The following is a 17,128-nucleotide window of genomic DNA, read 5'->3' on the forward strand; positions in this document are numbered from 1 at the left end:
GTCACAGCTCCAGAAAATTTTGCAGCAAACGGGCACCGGCTGCGCCTGAGCGCTCCGGGTGGAATTGGGCGCCAAAGAAGTTGCTGTGCTCTGCAACCCCACCGACGATGGCGGTAAACGGCTGGCCATAGTCGCAGGTCGCCAGCGTCGCGTCGGTCACCTCCAGCGCATAGGAGTGAACGAAATAGAAGTAGCTGCCGCTCGGGATCCCCTTGAGCAGAGGATGGGTCTCGTCATGCTCAATCTGGTTCCAGCCCATATGGGGCAGGCGCATGCTTGACTGGTGTAAGGTGCCCATCTCCATCAACCGGATCTTGCCCGGCACAATGCCAAGGCAGTCGATAAGCCGCTCTGACGAGTCATCCGTATCCATGCTCTCTTCGGAGGCTTCCGCCAGCATCTGCATGCCGAGGCAAAAGCCCAGCAGCGGCTGCTTGGCGGCGCGAATAAGGGGCACCAGCCCCCGTTCGTTGAGGTTCTTCATGGCGGCTACCGCGGTGCCGACGCCAGGCAGGATCAGCTTGTCCGCCTGCTCGATATCGGCGGCCTGGCTTGAGACCAGCGGCTGCACGCCGAGGCGCTCGAACGCCATCCTGACCGAGGCCAGATTCGCGCAGCCGGTATCGATGATGACCAGCTTCTGCTTGCTCACATCCATCACAGCACTCCCTTGCTGGAGGGAAGCTCGCTCCCTTCCACCCGAATGGCCTGACGCAGGGCGCGGCCAAAGCCTTTGAACAGCGCCTCTACCTGATGGTGGGTATTGCCGCTGCCCACCTTCATCTGCAAGGTGATGGCCATGGCGTCCGACAGCGAGCGGAAGAAGTGGGGTACCATCTCGGTGGCCATCTGGCCCACGTTGTCGCGGCCAAAGCCGCTCGGGCAGTCAAACACGAAGTAGGGGCGACCGCTCAAGTCCAGCGCTGTGCTCACCTCCTGCTCGGTCAGCGGGCGCGCATCGATCACCGCCTGTACCTCGTCCATCGCCAGCACGAAGCCGAAACGGCCGATACCGCGCTTGTTGCCAAGGGCCTGACGCAGCGCCTGACCTAGGGCCAGTCCGACGTCTTCCACCGTGTGGTGATCGTCGATATGCAGATCGCCGCTGACGTTCAGCTTGAGCTGGAAACCGGCGTGGGTGGCAATTTGATCCAGCATGTGATCAAAGAAGCCGATGCCGGTGGCGATCTGGTTGCCGCCGCTCTTGTCTAAATCCACTGCCACCTGGATGCGGGTCTCCTTGGTATAGCGCTCTACCTCGGCTACACGCCCCTTGGATAGCAGCTGATCACGGATGGCGAGCCAGTCGTGATCCTGTGGGTGGTAGCGAATGCCGCCAATGCCCATGTTCTCGGCAAGCTGCAGGTCGGTCTGGCGATCGCCAATCACGAAGGAGTTGGCAAAGTCGATGCGACCGGAGGCGAGGTACTCCTTTACCAGCCCGAGGTGGGGCTTGCGGCAGCTGCAGCCGTCGGTGGGGAAGTGCGGGCAGATCAACACCTGCTCCCACTTCACCCCTTGCGATTCAAACAGGTGCATCATCAGGTCGTGGGGGGGCTGGAAGTTCTCCAGCGGCAGGCTGGCGGTGCCCAGCCCGTCCTGATTGGTCACCATCACCAGCACGTAGCCGGCGGTCTGCAACTCGCGCAGCACCGGAATGACCATGGGCTCGAAGCGCAGCTTGGCGAGGCTATCCACCTGCTTGTCGGTCACCGGTTCTTCAATCAGGGTGCCGTCGCGGTCGATAAACAAAAACGGGGTCTTCATCGCTACATCCTTGTCTTACAAAGTGGGAGAGGGCAGATCACGCAGTACCGCCAGCACGGCATCCATCTCGCCCTGATAGCCGATGGTGACGCGAATGCTGTTATCAAGGCCGGGTTTGGTCGAGAAATCCCGCAGTATGATGCCGGCGGCCTTCATGGCGGCAAAGACGGCGGCGCCATCCACAAAGCGCACCAGCACGAAGTTGCCCTTGTCTTCGAATACTTCCTTCACGCAGGCAAGCGTTGCCAGCTCTGCCTTGAAGGCGGCTTTTTGCTTGTTGAGCTCTATTACTCGCTCGCGCATCAGCTCCAGCCCCATGGGGGAGAGGGCCTGCGCCGCGATCTGGGCGATGGGCTCGGGGATGGGATAGGGGGCGATCACCTTGGCCAGCATGGCGATCACCTCGGGGCTTGCCAGCGTAAAGCCGCAGCGGATCCCCGCCAGGGCAAAAGCCTTGGAGAGTGTGCGGGTCACCACCAGATTGGGGAAGCGGGCCAGCAGGTCCACCACGGAAGCCTCGGGGCAGAACTCGATATAGGCTTCGTCCACCACCACGATGGCGCGATCCCGGGCTTTTTCCAGCAAAGCGATGAGACCGTCACGTCCCACCAGATCCCCGGTAGGGTTGTTGGGGGAGCAGAGAAACACCAGTTTCACATCAGACAGACGGTCCGCGATGGCGGACCAGTCGGGCTGGCGGCTGGCGGTGAGCGGCTGCTCGACGATACCGACGCCGCAGGTCTCGGCGCTGATGGCGTACATGCCGTAGGTGGGCGGACAGATGAGGATCTGATCCTCACCCGCTTCGCAGAAGGTGCGAATAAGCAGCTCGATGGCCTCGTCGGCGCCGCGGCTGACCAGCACCTGATCGGGATTGACACCGGCGTAGGCGGCATAGCCGTTCACCACCTCGGCCGGTTGGCACTCGGGGTAGCGGTTGAGGCGGCTTCCCTCGATGGTGAAGGGATAGGCCTGCGGCGCCTCGTTGGCGTTGAGCCAGACGTGGCCCTTGCCGCCGATGCGGCGGGCGGATTGATAGGGGGTGAGGGCCCGCACCACGCGGCGCGCCAGATTGGCAATGCTCATGACAAATCCTTCTGCTGTGCTGTTGGTTGGGGCGCGGCGGCCAGGGCGTTCAATCTCAGCGTCACGGCATTTTTGTGGCCATCGAGCCCTTCGGCCTGAGCAATGCGCTCGACGATGGGGCCAAGGCCCTGAATGCCGCGCTCACTCAGCTCCTGCACCGTGTAGCGGCGCTGATAATCGGCGAGGCCAAGGCTGGAGCAGGTGCGGGCATAGCCATAGGTAGGCAGAGTGTGGTTGGTGCCGCTGGCGTAATCGCCGACTGACTCGGGGGTCCATGCTCCCAGAAAGATGGAACCGGCATTCTCAAGCTGGTCCAGCAGCTCGCGGGGGGCGCGGGTCTGAACGATCAGGTGCTCCGGCGCATAGGCGTTGGAGATGGCACACGCCTCGGCCAGATCGTCACAGAGGATCACCAGACTGCTGCCGAGCGCCTGGGCGGCGATATCGCGGCGGCTCAACTTGGCCAGCTGGCTCTTGATTTCCCCTGCGATGGCATCGGCCAGCAGGGGCGAGGTGGTCACCAGCACCACCTGGCTGTCGGGGCCGTGCTCGGCCTGGGAGAGCAGATCCGCTGCCACGAAGGCGGGGTTGGCGCTCTCGTCGGCAATGACCAGCACCTCGGAGGGGCCAGCTGGCATGTCGATGGCGGCGCCGCGCCAGTCGCGGGAAACCTGCCCCTTGGCTTCGGTCACGTAGGCGTTGCCCGGGCCAAAGATCTTGTCCACCTTGGGAATACTTTCTGTGCCGTAAGCCATGGCGGCGATGGCCTGGGCGCCGCCGATGGCGAACACCTTCTCGACCCCGCAGGCGCGAGCGGCAAAGAGGATCTCGTCGCTGGCGGGGGACGGGGTGCAGAGCACCACTTCACGGCAACCGGCGATAGCCGCCGGAATAGCCAGCATCATCACGGTGGAGGGGAGCGGCGCGCTACCCCCCGGTACATAGAGGCCGACCCGGCTGATGGGTTGGGTGCGCAGCTCGCACACCACCCCGGGCTGGGTCTCGACTCGCACCACCGGCTGCACTTGCGCGGCGTGGAAGGTGCGAATGTTGGCAATGGCCGCTTCTATGGCGCTTTTGATGTCGTCATCCAGTTGTGCGCAGGCAGCTTCAATCTCGGACTCGCTGACGCGCAACTGCTCACGGGGGGCGCGCTCGAAGCGCTGGCTCAGCTCGCGCAGGGCCTCGTCGCCACGGCTACGCACCGCGGCGATGATATCCCGCACCACGAGGCCGATATCGGCCTCGTCACTCAAGGCCGGGCGGGTCAGCACGTCGGCCTGCTGGGCTGGGGAGAGGGTCTTCCAGATCAGGGTCTGCATGATGTCCCTTCCTTATTCCATCATTTTTTCGATGGGCAGCACCAGAATGGAGCTGGCACCGAGGGCCTTGAGTTGCTCCATGGTCTCCCAGAACAGGGTCTCGCTGGAGACGACGTGCAGCGCCACCTGATTGGTGTCACCGGCCAGCTGCATGATGGTGGGGCGCTCGGCACCCGGCAGCAGATCGGTGATGGCATCGAGCTTGTCTTTGGGGGCGTGCAGCATGATGTATTTGCTCTCGCGGGCCTGCTGCATCCCCTGAATGCGGGGCAGCAGTTTGTCGATGAGCTTCTGCTTGGCATCGGACAAGGGGTTGGGGGCCTGTACCAGCACCGCCTTGGAGCGGTAGATCACCTCCACCTCTTTGAGGCCATTGGCTTCCAGGGTCGCACCGGTGGAGACCAGATCGCAGATGGCATCAGCCAAGCCTGCGCGGGGTGCCACTTCCACCGAGCCGCCCAGCATCACGCTCTTGAAGCCGAGCCCCTTGTCGTCAAAGAAGCGCTTGAGCAGCCCGGGGTAGGAGGTGGCGATGCGTTTGCCGGCAAGGCTCGCTGGCCCTGTGTAGTTCACATCTTCCGGCACCGCCAGCGAGAGGCGGCAGCCACCAAAGTCCAGCTGCTTGAGGGTTTTGACCTCGAAGGGCAGTCCCTGTGAGGCACGAATAAGCTGCACCTCTTCCAGCACGTTCTCGCCGATGATGCCAAGATCGACCACCCCTTCCATTACCAATCCAGGGATGTCGTCATCACGCACCCGCAGGATATCGATGGGCATGTTCTCGACATGGGCGATAAGGCGCTGCTCGCGCAGGTTGATCTTGAGGCCACAGCTCTTGAACAGGGCTTGGGAGTCCTGGCTCAGACGACCGGACTTTTGCATGGCGATACGCAGACGTTGTGTTTCCATTGCTCGATTTCCTTCTAGTCAAAAACGAAAAAACCCTCGGAAGTGGGTGCTTCCGAGGGTTTATGAATCTTGCGGTCCTTTTGGAAGTCACCAGTTAAGTGTCTTCCAGCAGTCAACCTCCTGAAAGACTAGTCGGGATGATGATGGTGGTGATGAGTCTTCAGGGTGGTGAACTTCATGTAATCAATCCTTTACAAAATAAGATGTCGTAATTGACGCCTGATTTAAACTACCTGCCTTGACAGAAAATGCAACCCGAAATTGTGATTTGATCGATTAAAGTGGCGAAAACGGTTTTCTGGTCGATAACTAGACAATAACCCCTGCAGGAGTCGCCATCATGCCCAGCCAGGACCTGTTGTTCCCCATTTTGCCCCGGGCGCCCGCTGCGCCCGGCAGCGAAGAGATCAAGCGGGAAGTGAACCAGATCAGCAAAAAGCACCAGCTGCGCAAGACCAGCACTGACAACAGTGACTCCCAGCAGCGCCAGCAGGCGTATAGCACGCCAGCCAAGCGTGATCAGCCCAAGGCGGAGGAAGGTGATCACAAGCCGGACCCCGAGCATCAGATCGATCTGTTCGTCTAGGCAGATTATCTGTCCCGCTTTTGCCGCGCTTTTGGCATAATGGCCGCTTTTGCTGCGGGACGCCCTTTTGACCATCCAGACCCTGTTCAAGCCAGATGGCCCTCTGGCCAGCCATATCGACGGTTTCAAAGCCCGCGCTCCCCAACTGGAGATGGCCGAAGCGGTCGCGCGCGCCATCAAAAGTGGTGGCCGTCTGCTGGTGGAGGCGGGGACCGGTACCGGCAAGACCTACGCCTATCTGGTGCCAGCGCTGGAGTCCGGCAAGCGGGTGGTGATCAGCACCGGCTCCAAGAACCTGCAGGAGCAGCTCTTCTATCGGGATCTTCCGACCATCACAGGGGCGCTCTCCTACACCCCGCCGGTGGCCCTGCTCAAGGGACGCAGCAACTATCTCTGCATCGAGCGGATGAACCGGCTCTTGAGCGAATCCCATCTGCAAAAGCCTGAAATCCTGAACGATCTGGTTAAGGTCAAATCCTGGTCCACTGCTACCGATAACGGCGATGTGGGGGATATTCCGGGATTGCAGGAGAACGCCGAGATCCTCGCCCACGTCACCAGTACCAACGACAACTGCCTCGGTCGCGACTGCCCCTATTACGATGACTGCCATCTGGTGGTGGCCCGACGCCGCGCCATGGATGCCCAGGTGGTGGTGATCAATCATCACCTCTTCTTCGCCGATATGGCGGTGAAAGACACCGGATTTGGCGAGTTGGTGCCGGAGGCGCAAGTCTATGTCTTTGACGAGGCACACCAGCTGCCGGAGATCGCCACCAACTACTTCGGCAAGTCGGTGGGCAGCCGAACGATTCAGGATCTGGCGCAGGATATCCAGCTGGCCTATCGGGCCGAGGCCCACGACATGGCCCAGCTCGGCAAGGCGGCGGACAGGCTTGCCATCGCCAGTCAGGATTTACGGCTCGCCTTCGGAGTGGATGGCGGTCGCGGCAATACCCGCGACATGTTGCGCCAGCCGCTTTGGGGGCAGGCCCTGGCTCGTCTCAACGATGCCATCGGGCTTTGCTACGAAGTGCTGAAACTTGCTCTCGGGCGGGGCGAGCAGCTGGATCATGCCTTCGAGCGCATCAGTGAACTGCGCACCCGCCTGGGTGAAGTGCTGGCGGTCAACCAGACCGGTTTCTCATACTGGTACGACTGCTCACGGCTTCATTTCACCCTCAATCTGACCCCGCTCTCGGTGGCCGAGCGATTCAGTGCCGAGGTGCAAAGACCGGAAGTGGCCTGGGTCTTCACCTCCGCCACCCTGACGGTGGATATGCGTTTTGACCACTTCAAGGCCGAGCTGGGGCTGGCGGGCAGCGCCGAGCTTATTCTCGACAGTCCGTTCGACTATGGCGAGCAGGCGCGGCTCTGTGTGCCCCGCTATCTGCCGGAGCCCAATGCCTTTGGCCGTGGCGAGCAGCTGGCCAATCTGATGATCCCGCTGATCAACAAGACGCCGGGGGGCTGTTTCTTCCTCTGCACCAGCCATCAGGTGATGCGTCAGGTAGCCGAGGTGCTGCGCCGGGAGATTGGCCGTACCGTCTTGTTGCAGGGGGAGGACAACAAGCAGCGGCTGCTCAAGGAGTTTGTCGAGAATGGCCGCGCCGTGCTGGTGGCGACCAGCAGTTTCTGGGAGGGGATCGACGTGCGAGGGGCGGCGTTGTCGTGTGTTATCATCGACAAGCTGCCGTTTGCCAGCCCCGATGATCCGCTGCTCAAGGCGCGGGTGGATGATTGTAAGCTCAAGGGGGGTGATCCCTTCGCCGAGCTGCAGTTGCCCAAGGCGGTGATTGCCCTCAAGCAGGGGGTGGGGCGGCTTATTCGTGATCGCAGTGATCACGGGGTGCTGGTGATCTGTGATCCACGAATGGTCAACAAACCTTACGGCGCCACCTTTATCAAGAGTCTGCCCGCCATCCCCCGTACCCGGGAGTTGGGAACGTTGGGGAGCTTTTTCGATCGCACTGAACGCGGTGAATAAGTGTGCCGCCAGCTAACAGATTTGAACAACGGGTGAGCATATCTCGCTTGCCGGTTATGTAATTGACTGATTTTATAGAGATTGGAAAGCATGAACGAGTTGAAGATCCTGGCCGTTGATACCGCCACTGAAGCCTGCTCCGCCGCCCTGCTGGTGGGTGACAAGCTGTTCTCCCGCTGGGAGGAGGCGCCACGGGATCACACCCGAAAAATCCTGCCCATGGTTCAGGCTGTGTTAGAGGATGCCAGGATAAGTTTGAGTGACCTCGATGCCATCGCGTTCGGCCGCGGCCCGGGCTCCTTTACCGGCGTGCGGATCGGCATCAGTGTGGCACAGGGGCTGGCGTTTGGTGCGGGTGTGCCGCTGATCGGCATCTCGACCCTGGCCGCCATGGCGCAAGGCGCCTATCGACTGGATGGCGCCGAGCAGGTGCTGACCGCCATCGATGCGCGGATGAACGAGGTCTATTTCGGCCGCTATGAGCTCATTGATGGCCGCATGCAGCTGGTGGGGGACGAGGTGGTGAGCGAGCCCGCGGCACTGGTTGACGTCCGTGGAAAGCTGGCGGGTCGGGTGACCTGCGTCGGCACCGGTTTTGAAACCTATGGCGAGACCCTGAGTGGTCTGGCCGATGAGCTGGCGGTGAGTCAGGTGCGCTTCCCGGCGGCAGAGGACATGCTGCCGCTGGCCCGCGCCGCCTGGCTGGCGGGGGAGGCGGTGCCGGTGGAGCAGGCGACGCCGGTCTATTTGCGTGACAAGGTAACCTGGAAAAAACTGCCGGGTCGCGAATAAGGGCAGGAGCACTGACGTCATGTCGCTCTTGCCGCTCATCAGCTGCAACACAAGCGGATGGCCCGACGGGCCACGCTTGCAACAGGAGAGTGACATGATGCGTAATACCAGAAGCGACATGCTGAAGCGCGGTATGGTGGTCGGGGCGCTGGCCCTGCTGCTCGGGGCCTGTAGCTCGGTTCCCAAGGAGCTGGCCTATGAGCCTGAAAACCAGCTGGTGGCCTATCAGCCCGCCCTTGGCGGGATGGAGGGCAAACCGGCCCGCTGGAGCGGCGTTATCTCGGCGGTGCACAACAAGGCGGATCAGAGCGTTATTGAAGTGGTCTATCTGCCGCTCAAGTCCAACGGTGTGCCGGAGCAGACCGAGCAGAGCCCGGGCCGTTTTCTGGCCATCATGAAGGGTTTTGTCGATCCGACCCTCTACGCCAAGGGGCGCAGCCTGACAGTGCTTGGCACCATAGGCCAACCGGTGGATAGCCAGATTGGCGAGCACAAGTACCGCTTCTCGGTGCTCAATGTGACGGGCAGCAAGCTGTGGCCGCCAGTCAAGGAGGTGGAGGTGCGCTACATGGACCCCTACTTCTACGACCCCTTCTATGATCCCTTCTGGCCGAGACGGCCGCTGCGTCGCTAAGGCTTGCCATGATCAAGAGCATCAAAAGCACTCTGCACGAACGTCTGCTGACCCTGGCGGATGGGCGGCGGGTAGCCCTGTTGGAGAACCACTCCGCTGAGCATGATCAACAGGGCAAACCCCTGCTGATCGCCTTGCATGGCTGGCTCGACAACAGTGCCATCTTCTTGCCGCTGGCGCCGCATCTGGGGGATTTTCACCTCATCTGTGTCGATCTGCCGGGACATGGTCACTCCGATCACAAAACCAACCCTTATGTCTTTGTCGACTGGCTGGACGATCTCTACCAGATCGTGCAGGCGGCAGGGTGGGCACGCTTCACTCTGCTCGGTCACTCCCTCGGGGCGTTGATCGCCTCGGCCTATGCCGGAGTATTTCCCGAGCAGGTGGAGCGGTTGATCATGCTGGAGGGGCTGGGGCCGCTGAGCCAACCCGATGAGGAGGTACCTGCCCAGCTGCGACGTGCGATTTTAAACCGCAGTCGCACCCGGGAGCGCAGTGCCAACGGCTTTGCCTCCATCGATGAGGCTGTCGCCGCCCGTTGCAAAGTGGCGGATATCACGCCGCAGTCGGCGCGTCTTATCTGTGAACGGCAGCTTGAAGAGCGGGCAGGGCGCTGGCACTGGCGCAGCGACCCCCGTTTGCGGGATCTGTCGCCCCTGAGAATGAGCGAAGGACAGGCTCGCGCATTGATGGCGGCTATCTGCTGTCCGGTGCTGTTGATTCAGGGGGAGCAGGGCTTTGCTGCGCTTGAAGCCCAATGGCAGGCCCGTCAGGATGCCTTCCAGCAGATCGAGCGGGTCATATTGGGTGGAAACCACCATTTTCATATGGAAAATTCGGTTGATACGGCCGTTTGTATCGTAAAGTTTTGTCAAGTTCGGTAGAATCGCCAGCTTTCAATAATTCCAGGTTTGTTTTCTCCCTCACATTTTTCTGTTGTTAATTTGCTGTTAATTGATGTTGCGCTGTGTAAATATGGGCGGCATTAGAGCATCAGCTTAAAACAACCGATTAAAATGGATGTGAACCGGGACGGAGGCAACACAGTGAGCGCACAGGTGCTAGTTATGCAGGAGAAGTTTGTGGAAAAAGTCTGGCTGAAACGTTATCCGGAAGGGGTCCCCGCCGAGATCAATCCAGACCAATACAGCTCCCTGGTCGAGATGTTCGAATCCTCGGTGACCCAGTTTGCCGATCAGCCCGCCTTCGTCAACATGGGCCAAACCATCACCTACCGCCGGCTGGAAGAGCAGTCCCGCGCCTTTGCTGCCTACCTGCAAAACGAGCTGAAGCTGGAGAAAGGGGATCGGGTTGCGGTGATGATGCCTAACCTGTTGCAATATCCCATCGCCGTGTTTGGCATCCTGCGCGCCGGCATGATTGTGGTCAACGTCAACCCGCTCTATACCCCGCGCGAGCTGGAGCATCAGCTCAAAGATTCCGGTGCCAAGGCCATCGTCATCGTCTCCAACTTCGCCCATACCCTGGAAAAAGTGGTCTACGACACCCCGATCAAGCACGTAATCCTGACCCGGATGGGGGATAACCTGGGGCTGGCCAAGGGCACCCTGGTCAACTTCGTGGTCAAGTACGTCAAGAAGCTGGTGCCGAAATACAATCTGCCCCACGCCACCACCATGCGTCAGGCCCTCTCCAAGGGGCGTTTCCTGCAGTACATCAAGCCGGAGATCACCAACGACGATCTCGCCTTCCTGCAGTACACCGGTGGCACCACCGGCCTCTCCAAAGGGGCCATGCTGACTCATCGCAACATGATTGCCAACGTCGAGCAGTGCCTCGGCGTCTATGGCCCCATGCTGGAGCGTGGCAAGGAGTTCGTGGTCACCGCATTGCCGCTCTATCACGTCTTCGCCCTGACCGTGAACTGCCTGCTGTTTATGCGTATCGGCGGTTACAACCTGCTGATCAGTAACCCGCGCGACATCCCGGGGTTTGTCAAAGAGATCAAGAAGTACCCCTTCACCTGCATTACCGGGGTCAACACCCTGTTCAATGCGCTGGTCAACAACGAAGAGTTTCAGGGGATCGCCTTTGACAAGCTCAAGCTGACCATCGGTGGCGGCATGGCGGTGCAGCGCGCGGTCGCGGAGAAGTGGAAGACGCTGACCGATACCCCGCTGCTGGAAGGCTATGGCCTGACTGAGTGTTCGCCACTGGTGAGCGTCTGCCCCTACGATCTGACTGATTACAACGGTTCCATCGGTCTGCCGGTCTGCTCTACCGAGATCCGGCTGGTGGATGACAACGGTCAGGTGATCCACGCCCTCGGCACCCCGGGCGAGATGCAGGTGCGCGGCCCGCAGGTGATGGTGGGCTACTGGCAGCGCCCCGAGGCGACTGCTGAAGTGATGCAGGATGGCTGGCTCTGTACCGGTGATATCGCGGTGTGCGACGAGCAGGGCTTCTTCAAGATCGTTGACCGCAAGAAGGACATGATCCTGGTCTCCGGTTTCAACGTCTATCCGAACGAGATCGAAGATGTCGTTGCCCTGCACCCGAAAGTGTTGGAAGTGGCCGCCGTGGGTGTGCCGCACAAGGTCTCCGGCGAGTTGGTGAAGATCTTTGTGGTCAAGAAAGATGCAAAATTGCAGGAGGACGAGATTATTGCCCACTGCCGCAAACATCTGACTGCCTATAAGGTGCCGAAACTGGTAGAATTTCGTGACGAACTTCCCAAGACCAATGTGGGCAAGATCCTGCGCCGCGTACTGCGCGACGAGGAGATTGCCAAGCAATAACCGGACTGCGGCTGCAGAATCTTCTGCAAACCAGCACCGTCGTTATGCAAAACCGTGGGTCATCCCACGGTTTTTTCTTTTTGGCCCTGATCAACCGCGCAGGCACAGATGCACTATCAACTTATCACTCAGCAAGACGAACTTGAGCAGTATCTCGCTTCTCTGGCCGACGTTCCCCTGGCTATCGATACTGAATTCGTTCGCACCCGTACCTACTACCCCCAGCTTGGCCTGTTCCAGATCTATGACGGCGAGCATCTGGCGCTGCTGGATCCGCTGACCCTGGATCTCTCCGCCCTCTGGCAGCGACTGGGCCGGGAAGGGCAGATCGCCATCCTGCACGCCTCTGGCGAAGATCTGGAGCTTATCCAGCATCAGGCGGGCCACCTGCCCAACCAGATGCATGATACCCAGCTGGCTACCGCCTTTCTCGGTTACGGCGTCTCGGTCGGCTTTGGTGCGCTGGTGAATGAATTCCTCGGGGTCGAGCTGGAAAAAGATCAGGCGCGCACCGACTGGCTGGCCCGCCCGCTTACGCCACGTCAGCTCGAATACGCGGCGGCGGATGTCTTCTACCTGATGCCGCTCTACGAGAAGGTGATGGCCAAACTGCGGGAAAGCGGCAAGTTTGCCTGGTTCGAGCAGGAGTGTCAGAACCACTCCGCCCGCAAGACCCAGGGTAGCGATCCCCGTCAGGCATATCTTGAAATCGTCAACGCCTGGCAACTGGGTCGCCGCGAGCTCGCCATCCTGCGTGAACTGGCAGCCTGGCGCCAGCAAGAGGCGGTGCGCCGCGATTTGGCTCTGAACTTCGTGGTCAAAGAGCTGCACCTGTTCAAGGTGGCAGAGCGTCGTCCTGCCTCCCTGCGGGATCTCAACGAGCTCGGCCTCTCGCCCATCGAGATCAAGATCCACGGCAAGCGGATGCTCGATATCGTCGCCAAGGCGCAGCAGAGCGATCCTGACAGCTGGCCCGAGCCCATTCGCCGGCTGGTGGACTTCCCCCAGTACAAGGCCGAGCTCAAGCGCATCAAGGCCATGGTGGAAGAGAAGGCCAAGGCGAGCAATATTCCGCCCGAGCTGATTGCCAGCAAGAAGATCATTCACCAGTACTTCACCTGGAGCTGGCGGATGAACGACGAAGAGCGGGCTCGCAGCGACAAACCGATGTTGCTGCAAGGGTGGCGTCATGAGCTGGTCGGTCACCTGCTGGCACAATAAGCCACCAGACGGTTGCACCTATAAATAAATCCTCACCCCAGGGTGGGGATTTATTATTTTCAGGGGAAATTTATGATTTAAAATGTCAGAATATCTTGCGGTCGCTTATCAAATAATTGTGGCTCAAGAACAAGAGTTCGAAATAAACGAGCTTATTTTTCGTGACTGTGTTGGCAATAAAAGTTATATATCATTAATTGTCTTGTTAAACTTGATAGTGAAAATTCTTACAAGATAAATAGAGGTAAGTCCGCTACCAATAAGACAGCAAACATGTAGATAGGGTGATGCTTCAATAATTCCATTTCGTATGGCAGATGGGCATACTATAAAAATAGTCAACAAGAAGCACATGGGGATATTGATTGTATGCTGTCTATTTATTGCATTTCTATCATCTGGCCATATGAAGAAACCATATCTATATGCCATAACTAAAAAAATGGTGATCAACAATAGGTAGTATATAACTTGAGGCAGTACATAGGTTAGTAAGCTGCTGTAACTGGCCTGAATGGGGACAAACTCAGCTCTATATATTATCTCAAATACGATATTAACGAGTAGTATTATTATCCCATGAATGATTGTTGGGCGTTTGTAATCTCTGATTCTATATCTGGCTCGTGACTTCTTCAGGAAAAAAATAAATAACAATATGGCAATAGCTAAAGCAAGATACATTTTTGTTCCCAAGTTTTGATGGTCAGAGACAAATCATGGTGAATAATAAAGACTCGCTTGTACCTATAGCAATGAGCACTTCAGAAAAAAGGAAAAGGCAGCGGCTAATACCGCTGCCTTTTTTGATTACCAGATAGGCTGGGTCAGGTAGGGGTTGCTCACCTTCTCGCGACCTAAGGTGGAGCTGGGGCCGTGGCCCGGGATAAAGACGATTTCGTCCCCCAGCGGCAGCAGGGTCTCGGTGATCGACTTGATCAGCGTACCGTGATCGCCACGGGGGAAGTCGGTGCGGCCGATGCTGCCGGCAAACAGCACGTCACCAACCCAGGCGAGTTTTTCGGCCTGGTTCAGCAGCACGATATGACCCGGGGTGTGGCCTGGGCAGAAGTAGACATCCAGCTCGCACTGGCCAACCAGCACCTTGTCACCCTGCTCCAGCCAGCGATCCGGCGTGAAGGCGGGGGTATGGGCGAAGCCGAACATCTGGCTCTGCTGGGGCAGCATGTCGAGCCAGAAGGCGTCCTCCTTGTGGGGACCGGTAATGGCGACGCCGGTTTTTTCCCGCAGCTCGGCGGCAGCACCGACGTGATCCAGATGACCGTGGGTCAGCAGGATGTGGGTCAGGGTCAGGCCGCGTTTGGCGATGGCTGCCAGCAGTTTGTCCGCTTCGCCGCCCGGATCGATCAGGGCCGCCTGATGGGTCTCGTCACACCAGATGAGGGAGCAGTTCTGGGCGAACTGGGTGACCGGGATCACCTCGAATTTCAACATGTGAGGTCCTATAGATGAGTTAGTTGTGATCGCTAGGTAAGGAAAGAAAAACTCCAGCAGCTATAACGGCACAAAAAGCAACTTTAATCAGAAAAATGAAACTTACAGTAGGACAGAAAAGCCATATCGTGAGTGGTAATGTAGCAATGACAATGAGCACAAATGCTCTTACACCATCAGTGATAAAAGGCAATCTTAGTACGGCCTGCATTATTCCTGCTGAGCATACAGAGGCCATGCCAAGAACAATCAGAGTTAGAAAACCTAATTCAGGGAAAATGATTAGCATGGCAAGAGGAAATATTGCATGGAGAATTAAAAGGCATAGCTGAACGCTCTTTGTCATACAAGCATTTCTCCTCAATCTACATTCTGCATGCTATTCATCTTCCGAATCTTTAGGTTTTACTCTGCTGCTCGGCGAAATAGTCGAGACAGGCCTGCTTGTCACCGCGAAACACGATGCGCTCCTGCTTGTTGCCAAGCTGATAGAGATACATGGGGTCGTAGTAGCGGGTCAGCAGCAACGTGATCCAGGCCAGATGCAGCGCGGTATCGCCGCTCTTTTCCTGCTCGGTGAGGGCGGTCTGCATCAGGGCATCCAGCTCACGGTGGGCCTGATCGCCGAGGCGGCGCTTTAGACGGGCCAACGCATCGGTGAGATAGGCAGCAAACAGCGGCCAACCGGCTTCCTGGCCATACATGGCTTGATAGCGCAGCCAGAGATCGTGCACGTAATCTTCACGGATCTGCTCGGCGCGATCGATCTGCGGTACATCTACCACCACCAGCGGTGCCTGACTCATGGCCTCATGGAGGGAGAGGGGCAGGCAGCAGCGGCCAATCAGGCGGCTCTCGTCCTCGACCACGAAGGCATGCTCGCCCTGATGGCGGCGCTTGAGCAGTTCGATGGCCATGTTGTTTTCAAAGTTGATGTTGCTGGGCTGGCCGCCGGGCAGCTGACCAAACGACGAGCCCCTGTGATGGGCGTGTCCTTCCAGATCGAGCGCTTGGGCCACGTGGTCCAGCATATGGGTCTTGCCGGAGCCGGTCATGCCGGTCAGCACAGTCCAGCGGCACTCGGCAGAGGCCTTGTCCTGGGTGTCGATCAGGAAACGGCGCAGCTCCTTGTAGCCACCGGCGACGCGGGGGCGAGTCACCCCCGCTTCAGCCAGCCACTGTTGTACGGTTTGCGAGCGCAGGCCGCCGCGAAAGCAGTAGAGCAGGGCATCGGGCTGCTTGCGCAACTGCGCCAGCCAGCCTTCGATACGTTCGGCACGCACTGCTCCCCCCACCAGCTTGTGTCCAAGCTCAATGGCGGCGGCCTGACCCTGCTTCTTGAAGCAGGTCCCCACCTGGGCGCGCTCATCGTCTGTCATCAAGGGCAGGCTGGTCGAGCAGGGGAAGGCCCCCTCCTTGAACTCGATGGGGGCGCGCACATCAATCAACGGCACATCGCCTAAAAAAATCTGGGCGTAGTCCGTGGCCAGTGGCAATTCACTCATTGGACAATCTCGATAAAGCGGGAGCCCTCAAGGGGCTTGATCTGACCGATGGGCGAGAGTTCTAGCCCAGCTTCGCGCGCGATGGCGAGCAGCTCGGCTTCGCTCTCTTTACCCACGGCAACCAGCAGGCCGCCGCTGGTTTGCGGATCGCACATGATGTTGCGGGTGCGATCGTCCATGGCATCCAGCTTGTGGCCGTAGGAGTCGTGGTTGCGCAGGGTACCGCCCGGTACGCAGCCCTCGGCGAGGTAGTAATCCACCTCATCCAGCAGCGGCAGCGCCTTGAAGTCGAGGCGGGCGCTGACATTGGATCCTTCGCACATCTCCAGCAGATGGCCAGCCAGACCAAAACCGGTGACGTCGGTCATGGCGTGCACACCCGGCAGCTCGGCAAAGCGTTGACCAATCTTGTTGAGGGTGCACATGGCGTTGGGGGCCAGCTGCTCGTGTTCGGGCTTGAGCTTGCCCTTCTTCTGGGCGGTGGTGAGGATACCGATACCAAGGGGCTTGGTCAGATAGAGGGTGTCACCCACCTTGGCGGTGTCGTTCTGCTTGATGGCGTCAAGTGGCACGATACCGGTGACCGCGAGGCCGAAGATGGGCTCGGGGGCATCGATACTATGGCCACCGGCCAGCGAAATCCCCGCTTCATGGCACACCTGACGGCCGCCGTCGATCACCTGCTGGGCCACTTCGGCGGGCAGGGTATTGATGGGCCAGCCGAGGATGGCGATGGCGACGATGGGCTTGCCGCCCATGGCGTAGATATCGCTGATGGCGTTGGTGGCGGCAATGCGGCCAAAGGTGAAGGGGTCATCGACGATGGGCATGAAGAAGTCGGTGGTGGAGACAATGCCCTGACCGTTGCCGATATCGACCACGGCCGCGTCATCCTTGCTGCTGTTGCCAACGATCAGGGTCGGGTCGTTGAAGCCCGGGATCTGGCTCTTGAGGATGGTGTCGAGTACCTTGGGAGAAATTTTGCAGCCGCAGCCAGCGCCGTGGCTGTATTGGGTCAGACGAATGGAAGACATACTTACCCCTTTTATTTGCAAACAGAGCAGAGGCTCTGTGGAGCCGTCTTGGTCAATGGGCGGCCTTG

At 59.1% G+C, this 17,128-nt stretch carries 16 protein-coding genes and 1 other annotated feature; of the genes, 7 read left to right on the forward strand and 9 right to left on the reverse strand.

All coding sequences use genetic code 11. The annotated features are described in order from the left end of the window. Position 1 precedes the first annotated feature (1 nt). From hisH to hisG, 5 genes are read right to left on the reverse strand one after another with little or no spacing between them, the layout of a single operon-like run. Positions 2 to 658, reverse strand: a complete 657-nt coding sequence (hisH, locus tag AB5Y84_RS15900) for an imidazole glycerol phosphate synthase subunit HisH (protein ID WP_368177348.1) — start codon at positions 656 to 658, stop codon at positions 2 to 4. Continuing rightward, the gene (gene hisB, locus AB5Y84_RS15905) at positions 658 to 1,767 is read right to left on the reverse strand and encodes a bifunctional histidinol-phosphatase/imidazoleglycerol-phosphate dehydratase HisB (protein ID WP_368177349.1); all 1,110 of its coding nucleotides are present in this window, start codon (positions 1,765 to 1,767) and stop codon (positions 658 to 660) included. The genes hisH and hisB overlap by 1 nt, the downstream gene beginning before the upstream one ends. Before the next feature lie 15 nt (positions 1,768 to 1,782). Continuing rightward, positions 1,783 to 2,853, reverse strand: a complete 1,071-nt coding sequence (gene hisC / locus AB5Y84_RS15910) for a histidinol-phosphate transaminase (RefSeq protein WP_368177350.1) — start codon at positions 2,851 to 2,853, stop codon at positions 1,783 to 1,785. Further along, positions 2,850 to 4,175 carry a histidinol dehydrogenase gene (gene hisD / locus AB5Y84_RS15915; protein WP_368177351.1) on the reverse strand — a complete coding sequence of 442 codons (1,326 nt, stop codon included), beginning with the start codon at positions 4,173 to 4,175 and terminating at the stop codon, positions 2,850 to 2,852. The genes hisC and hisD overlap by 4 nt, the downstream gene beginning before the upstream one ends. A gap of 12 nt (positions 4,176 to 4,187) precedes the next feature. Beyond that, on the reverse strand, positions 4,188 to 5,084 hold the full coding sequence (gene hisG, locus AB5Y84_RS15920; protein WP_151285979.1) for an ATP phosphoribosyltransferase: 897 nt from the start codon (positions 5,082 to 5,084) through the stop codon (positions 4,188 to 4,190). Positions 5,085 to 5,112: 28 nt separating this feature from the next. After that, positions 5,113 to 5,237: a sequence feature (His leader region), on the reverse strand. Positions 5,238 to 5,424: 187 nt separating this feature from the next. Here hisG and AB5Y84_RS15925 point away from each other — a divergent pair. From AB5Y84_RS15925 to rnd, 7 genes are all read left to right on the forward strand, one after another. After that, on the forward strand, positions 5,425 to 5,670 hold the full coding sequence (locus tag AB5Y84_RS15925; RefSeq protein ID WP_005336755.1) for a hypothetical protein: 246 nt from the start codon (positions 5,425 to 5,427) through the stop codon (positions 5,668 to 5,670). 67 nt (positions 5,671 to 5,737) lie between these two features. Further along, on the forward strand, positions 5,738 to 7,657 hold the full coding sequence (locus AB5Y84_RS15930) for an ATP-dependent DNA helicase (protein ID WP_005345619.1): 1,920 nt from the start codon (positions 5,738 to 5,740) through the stop codon (positions 7,655 to 7,657). A gap of 90 nt (positions 7,658 to 7,747) precedes the next feature. Then, on the forward strand, positions 7,748 to 8,449 hold the full coding sequence (tsaB, locus tag AB5Y84_RS15935) for a tRNA (adenosine(37)-N6)-threonylcarbamoyltransferase complex dimerization subunit type 1 TsaB (RefSeq protein ID WP_368177352.1): 702 nt from the start codon (positions 7,748 to 7,750) through the stop codon (positions 8,447 to 8,449). Positions 8,450 to 8,567: 118 nt separating this feature from the next. Continuing rightward, the gene (locus AB5Y84_RS15940; protein WP_368177406.1) at positions 8,568 to 9,083 is read left to right on the forward strand and encodes a Slp family lipoprotein; all 516 of its coding nucleotides are present in this window, start codon (positions 8,568 to 8,570) and stop codon (positions 9,081 to 9,083) included. Between the two features lie 8 nt (positions 9,084 to 9,091). After that, a complete protein-coding gene (locus tag AB5Y84_RS15945; RefSeq protein WP_368177353.1) occupies positions 9,092 to 9,970 on the forward strand; it encodes an alpha/beta fold hydrolase in 879 nt (292 codons plus the stop codon). A gap of 198 nt (positions 9,971 to 10,168) precedes the next feature. After that, positions 10,169 to 11,845 (forward strand): long-chain-fatty-acid--CoA ligase FadD, encoded by a 1,677-nt coding sequence (fadD, locus tag AB5Y84_RS15950; RefSeq protein WP_085942148.1) that lies wholly within the window; start codon positions 10,169 to 10,171, stop codon positions 11,843 to 11,845. Positions 11,846 to 11,953: 108 nt separating this feature from the next. Then, positions 11,954 to 13,066: a ribonuclease D gene (gene rnd, locus AB5Y84_RS15955; RefSeq protein ID WP_019446433.1), complete on the forward strand. Its 1,113-nt coding sequence runs from the start codon at positions 11,954 to 11,956 to the stop codon at positions 13,064 to 13,066. Between the two features lie 810 nt (positions 13,067 to 13,876). On the opposite strand, the gene AB5Y84_RS15960 is transcribed toward rnd, so the two are convergent. Genes AB5Y84_RS15960 through selD form a run of 4 tightly spaced genes read right to left on the reverse strand, consistent with a single transcriptional unit; the run spans position 13,877 to position 17,060 of the window. Next, positions 13,877 to 14,521, reverse strand: coding sequence for an MBL fold metallo-hydrolase (locus AB5Y84_RS15960; RefSeq protein ID WP_368177354.1), 645 nt, complete (start codon positions 14,519 to 14,521; stop codon positions 13,877 to 13,879). A gap of 19 nt (positions 14,522 to 14,540) precedes the next feature. Further along, on the reverse strand, positions 14,541 to 14,867 hold the full coding sequence (locus tag AB5Y84_RS15965; protein WP_265775117.1) for a hypothetical protein: 327 nt from the start codon (positions 14,865 to 14,867) through the stop codon (positions 14,541 to 14,543). Between the two features lie 52 nt (positions 14,868 to 14,919). Next, the gene (mnmH, locus tag AB5Y84_RS15970) at positions 14,920 to 16,026 is read right to left on the reverse strand and encodes a tRNA 2-selenouridine(34) synthase MnmH (protein WP_368177355.1); all 1,107 of its coding nucleotides are present in this window, start codon (positions 16,024 to 16,026) and stop codon (positions 14,920 to 14,922) included. Further along, positions 16,023 to 17,060 (reverse strand): selenide, water dikinase SelD, encoded by a 1,038-nt coding sequence (gene selD, locus AB5Y84_RS15975; protein WP_088868923.1) that lies wholly within the window; start codon positions 17,058 to 17,060, stop codon positions 16,023 to 16,025. Before selD ends, mnmH begins: the two co-directional genes overlap by 4 nt. Positions 17,061 to 17,128: the final 68 nt, after the last annotated feature.

This window comes from Aeromonas sp. s11, assembly GCF_040907945.1.
Classification (GTDB): Bacteria; Pseudomonadota; Gammaproteobacteria; order Enterobacterales; family Aeromonadaceae; genus Aeromonas; species Aeromonas veronii.